At 46.1% G+C, this 6,018-nt stretch carries 6 protein-coding genes; all 6 read right to left on the minus strand.

All coding sequences use genetic code 11. The annotated features are described in order from the left end of the window. Positions 1-2 precede the first annotated feature (2 nt). Entirely contained in the window at positions 3-692 is a 690-nt protein-coding gene (gene rnc, locus HUJ19_RS06385) for a ribonuclease III (RefSeq protein WP_290622881.1), read from the minus strand. A gap of 33 nt (positions 693-725) precedes the next feature. Further along, positions 726-1,091, minus strand: a complete 366-nt coding sequence (locus HUJ19_RS06390) for a DUF4845 domain-containing protein (protein ID WP_290622882.1) — start codon at positions 1,089-1,091, stop codon at positions 726-728. Positions 1,092-1,165: 74 nt separating this feature from the next. Then, entirely contained in the window at positions 1,166-2,038 is an 873-nt protein-coding gene (gene lepB / locus HUJ19_RS06395) for a signal peptidase I (protein WP_290622883.1), read from the minus strand. Positions 2,039-2,053: 15 nt separating this feature from the next. Next, the gene (gene lepA / locus HUJ19_RS06400) at positions 2,054-3,862 is read right to left on the minus strand and encodes a translation elongation factor 4 (protein ID WP_290622884.1); all 1,809 of its coding nucleotides are present in this window, start codon (positions 3,860-3,862) and stop codon (positions 2,054-2,056) included. Positions 3,863-4,297: 435 nt separating this feature from the next. After that, a complete protein-coding gene (locus HUJ19_RS06405) occupies positions 4,298-5,593 on the minus strand; it encodes a trypsin-like peptidase domain-containing protein (RefSeq protein WP_290622885.1) in 1,296 nt (431 codons plus the stop codon). 138 nt (positions 5,594-5,731) lie between these two features. Then, positions 5,732-6,018: SoxR reducing system RseC family protein (locus tag HUJ19_RS06410; protein WP_290622886.1), on the minus strand; the 287-nt coding region annotated here is incomplete at its 5' end.

Genomic DNA, 6,018 nt, shown 5'->3' on the forward strand with positions numbered 1-6,018 from the left:
AACTAATTACCATCTAATATTATCGCTAACGCCTTTTCAGCTGCCTGCTGTTCTGCGTTACGTCGGCTCGAGCCCGAGCCATGTGTTTTGACTTTCTTTTCAGCTAATATGCAGGCCACATCAAAAGTCTGCTTATGCGGCTCACCCGTCACCTTCAGCAATTCATACTCAGGCAAAGGGAGCTTGCGCGATTGAAGCCATTCCTGAAGTTGTGTTTTAGGATCTTTCTGTACTGACTTAAGATCGACGCTCTCTAAACGTTTTTGATAAAGCCCCAGTATCACTTTTCGGGTAAGTTCAAACCCAGCGTCCTTATAAATGGCTCCAATGATCGCTTCCAATGCATCAGCAAGGATTGAGGCGCGGCGGAAACCACCACTCTTTAGCTCACCTTCACCGAGATACAAACACTCGCCCAACTCTAGCTCTTTAGCAATCTCGGCTAAAGTTTTGCCTTTAACCAGACTGGCGCGTAAACGGGTCAGTTGACCCTCATCAGCTTTTTTAAGGTGGGTAAATAAATGTTCGGCAATCACCATCCCAAGAATGGAATCACCGAGAAATTCAAGCCGTTCATTATGCTTATTAGCACCGCTACGATGGGTTAACGCTAACTTTAACAGAGAGGGATCATTGAATTGGTAGCCAAGACGATTACACAATCGTTCGATTAACAGTTTTTTGTGACTCATCTTGGCGATAGAAACCTTACTTTCAAATAGCCTCTAATTGAGAGGCACTTCATTTTCAAATTCAAGCAATGCACTGATATTACCAAACAGAGGAATGCGGCGCTCATACTTGATATAAAGAGCACGGCCACCGGTAATGTCTTTAATTTTAGCATCAGAAGCTTTTACCGATTTAACCTCATTGATATTAAAACGGCCCTCTAGCAATCGTCGGATTTCACCGGTTGAACTATTACCTACGTTTTGCTCGGCAACAGAAGCCATTGAGCTTTTAATACTGAAATACTCAAGATAAGCCGGTGTTAACTTAATCAACATGAACATAAAAAACAGGACGATGCCTAATACGATTACCCAGCCTGCGCCTGTCATACCATCTTGATATTTTCTGTTTAGCATTTCCCCATACTCCTTTGTCCTTTCTGCCAATTATTTCTAACTTGGCAGAAAACGCATTTACGCACTGATATTACTTATTGGATAGAACCTACTCTACCAAAAGATACGCCCTTTGGTAACTTTTTGCCAAATATTACCGGCTCTTCTGTGAACTCTAAAAACAACCACTTATAGGCAGCACGGCCAATCAGGGCATCTTCGTCAACAAACTCCCAGAAGCGAGAGTCCATGCTGGAGTCACGGTTATCACCCATCACAAAATATTTGTCTTCCGGAACAACCGTAGACCAGGATTGCTGCAAACTTTGTCGAGCACGAGCACGCGGATCTAGATACAGCACCTGATAGCTGTTTTCGCCCAGGGTTTCATCATACAAGTCAAAAACCTCTGCCTGTGGCACCAGCTCAGGAACTTCATCAGAAACGAACTCAGGGCGAATCACAATAGGTTCGCAGGCTGCTTCACCTTCGCACTTAGGCGTAATGGTAAGAACACCACGGTTCCACTCCAGACGATCGCCAGGTTCGCCAATAACACGCTTAATGTAGGCTGTTTGCGGCTCATGCGGTGGATGAAATACTGCAACCTCACCACGCTTCGGAGAGCCTGTTGGGATAATGGTCGTATTGAATCCTGGTATACGAATGCCATAAGAAAACTTATTGACCACAATGAAATCGCCGTCATACAGACCTGGATTCATACTGCCCGATGGAATCCGGTAGGGCTCAAATAGAAAAGACCTAAGCAGGAAAACAACTAAAATGATTGGAAAGAAAGAGCGGCAAATATCAATCAACAAAGGCATTTTTTCATTGCCTTTTTCGTCATACTCGATGCCCTTAGCTTCACGCTCCTTACGCCACTTCAGTTTATCGATTAAAACCACAACACCTGTAATTACAGTCGCCAGCAGCAAATAGAATCCAAAATCGTAATAAATCATCAGGCCCTTCTTTTGTTATTTATTGTCTTTACCGACATGCAGTACCGCAAGGAAAGCTTCCTGTGGAATTTCCACTTTACCAACCTGCTTCATACGCTTTTTACCGGCTTTCTGTTTTTCTAACAGTTTACGCTTACGCGAAACGTCACCGCCATAACACTTTGCTAATACATTTTTACGCAAGGCTTTTACCGTTGAGCGCGCGATAATATGATTGCCAATAGCTGCCTGAATAGCAACTTCAAACATCTGACGAGGAATAATTTCCTTCATCTTTTCGACCAGCTCGCGGCCTTTGTATGGCGCCTGATCCTTATGCACGATCAAGGCCAGAGCATCAACGGTTTCGCCATTAATCAAGATATCCAGACGCACCAGCTTATCAGTCTGGAATCGCTTGAAACTATAATCCAGGGACGCGTAACCACGACTGACCGACTTTAGCCTGTCAAAAAAGTCGAGCACCACCTCATTCATTGGCATTTCATAGGTCAGCGCAACCTGATTACCAGCATAATGCATTTTGGTCTGCACACCACGCTTTTCAACGCATAAGGTTATCACCGCGCCCAAGTGCTCCTGCGGCACCAGAATATTGGCTTCACAGATTGGTTCGCGAATCTCGTCAATATTTGATAGCGGTGGTAACTTGGACGGATTATCGACATATAAAGTTTCACCATCAGTAGTTGAAACTTCATAAACCACCGTTGGCGCAGTCGTGATAAGGTCCAGATTATACTCACGCTCAAGACGCTCCTGAATGATTTCCATGTGCAACATACCAAGGAACCCACAACGGAAACCAAAACCAAGCGCTGTCGAGTTTTCCGGCTCATAAAACAGCGAGGCGTCATTCAGACTCAATTTCGCCAGTGCATCACGGAAAGACTCATAATCATCAGAGCTGACCGGGAACAAACCGGCATAAACCTGTGGCTTAACTTTCTTAAAACCTGGTAGCGGCTTCTCAGCAGGCGACTTAGCCAAAGTAATGGTATCACCCACTGGTGCACCCTGAATTTCTTTAATACCGGCAATAATGAAGCCCACTTCGCCAGCTCGTAAAATCTCAGTATCATTACGTTTAGGAGTGAAAATACCCACATGGTCAACTACATGCGCTTTACCGGTCGACATCACCTGCATCTTATCGCCACTGCGAATGGTACCCTGCATCACTCGCACCAAAGATACAACGCCAAGGTAGTTATCGAACCATGAGTCCACAATCAATGCCTGTAGCGGTGCGTCAGGATCGCCTTTTGCCGGCGGAATATCTCGAACAATACGCTCGAGCAACTCTTGAATACCAACGCCGGTTTTTGCACTGCACTGCACCGCATCCATCGCTTCAATGCCAACAATATCTTCGATTTCCTGAATTACGCGATCCGGATCGGCAGCTGGCAAATCAATTTTATTGAGCACCGGCACCACTTCAAGATCCTGCTCAATTGCTGTATAGCAGTTAGCCAACGTCTGCGCTTCAACACCCTGCGCCGCATCCACTACCAATAGTGCGCCTTCGCAAGCCGCTAGTGACCGAGAAACTTCATATGAGAAGTCAACATGCCCAGGAGTATCAATAAAGTTGAGCTGGTAGGTATGACCGTCTTTAGCCGTGTAATTGAGGGTCACGCTCTGCGCTTTAATGGTAATGCCGCGCTCACGCTCTAAATCCATGGAATCCAGCACCTGCTCCGCCATTTCCCGGTCGGTAAGGCCCCCGCACGTCTGAATCAAACGATCCGACAAGGTCGATTTACCGTGGTCAATATGGGCAATAATAGAGAAGTTACGAATATAATCGGTGTAGGGCATAGATGTTCCGCTGAATTCCTTCGATTGTTGATGAATGTGCCATTAAGAAGAGCCATCTGTCAGCTCAACTCACAATAGCTTGCTACGCATTGGTATACTTGAAATTTAGCGGCCTATTGTAGCTGAAACAACTGAAAAGGCCAGCACTAGAGCGTGTTGAGCTTTGCTGTTCGTTTTTGCAGCAGTTTGTTTGGCTTTTATACAAGGCATCGTGTGTGAGGTGTAGTCATTCTCCATCCACACGCGATAACACAGTAGAAAAGCCAAACAAACGCTGCCCTTCGGGTTCAATCAAAAGCGTCCTGCTCTTTGTTGCTCGTCATTAGCTTAGAATGACTAGGCTACATAACGAGCGTCGCGATCAGAACACTTTTGCTTTGAACAAAAATTGAACCGCAAAGCTCAACACGCTCTAAGCACTGGCCCGTAAGAGATTTATTGAAGTTCAATCACAAAGAAGTCACTGCCACGCCCCGGTCTGGCGACCAGCACGGCCACTTTGCCTCTTTCAGGCAAATCAGCCAATGCCGCCTGATAGTCATCAATTGATCGAATTGGCGTACGGTGCAGTTTCTGAATAATATCGCCATTCTGAATTCCAGCCAGAGCAGCTGGACTTTGCTCCATCACTTCGCTGACGACCACACCATGGCGAATGCCGTAGGCTTCCTGTAAATCATCGCGTAAAGCCTGCACTCGAATGCCTAATTGATTGCGGCCATTATCGATGGCAACCACGCGACCTGCGCCATCGGTCAGAACTGCTTCGATGTTACGCTCCTTACCATTGCGAACCACCTTTAATTTGGCTTTATCGCCCGGCATCTTCTGGCCAATATAGTAAGGCAAATCCTGCGCTTTACGCACTGGCTTGCCATCTACAGCAATCACTACATCGCCTTCTTGCAATCCAGCCTTGGCCGCAGCTGAATCAGGATAAACACGAGTCACCAGCGAACCACCTACTTCATCCAGACCAAAAGCATCGGCTTTATCCTGATCGATAGGCCCAAATTGCACGCCCAGATAACCTCTGTTAACGACACCATTATCCAGCAACTGTTGTCTAACGTTATCTGCTAAATCAATCGGAATCGAGAAAGACAGGCCTGAGCTAACCATTGGATTAAATATCATCGAATTGATGCCAACAACTTCACCTTTAAGATTAACTAATGGACCACCTGAGTTACCGCGATTGATGGCAACATCAGTTTGAATAAAGGGAACATATTGAGAACCGACTTCACCGCGCCCCTTGGCACTGACGATACCCGCAGTTACCGTTTGTTCCAGATTAAATGGTGCACCAAAAGCTAGCACCCACTCACCGACTTTAAGTACGTCTGTGGTACCTAATTTCAAGGCCTTAAGCTTTTGCTTACCCGGATCAATTTTTAACAAAGCAACATCAGTATTGGCGTCACTGCCAACCACCTCTGCATCAAACTCACGACCATTAAACAGCTTGACGGTTACAGAGTTACCATTATCAATGACATGATGATTGGTCATAATGTATCCGTCTTCATCAACAATAAAGCCCGAGCCTCCAGAGCGGCCTGCGACACGCCCCCAACGGACCACATCCACCTGAATACTGACAATACTCGGTTGGACTTTCTCGACAATCTTGGTGAACTCAGGAAAGGACGATTTGGCCGGAAAACTTAAAGTGCTGGCCAGCACAAACAACACAACCAAACCACTCGAATAAAAACGCTTCAGCATAATTGTTAAACTCCCGCAACTTGTTATCTGGGTATTTGCCGGCCCACGGTGGAACCTTGATAGCGGCTCCCCGGAATCGGACATATTCACAGGTTGGAAAAAACTTAAGGAAAACAGTTCCGGCAGAGTCGTCAGCAGTTAGTCGACGGATGTTTCGATTTGTTTCACCGCAATCGGTCTCTTGACAATTCTTAACAAAGCCGGCTCTGTTTGCCCTTTTTGGGCCGCAGATTTGCTGTAAAAATGCGTAACCACAAAACCAATAGCCAAACCGGCAACAGCAGCGAGAATAGAGCTCAACTCAGAAGGGTCAGTGAGCCAGAACTGCCAAACCAGCAAAGCAATGATCATGCTAATCAGCGGCACCAGGTACACCATAAAAGAAGCTCGAACCACCAGGTTGTCCGGAATTCCAACTTCTACTT

The sequence above is a fragment of the Kangiella sp. genome (assembly GCF_014762745.1).
Lineage (GTDB): Bacteria > Pseudomonadota > Gammaproteobacteria > Enterobacterales > Kangiellaceae > Kangiella.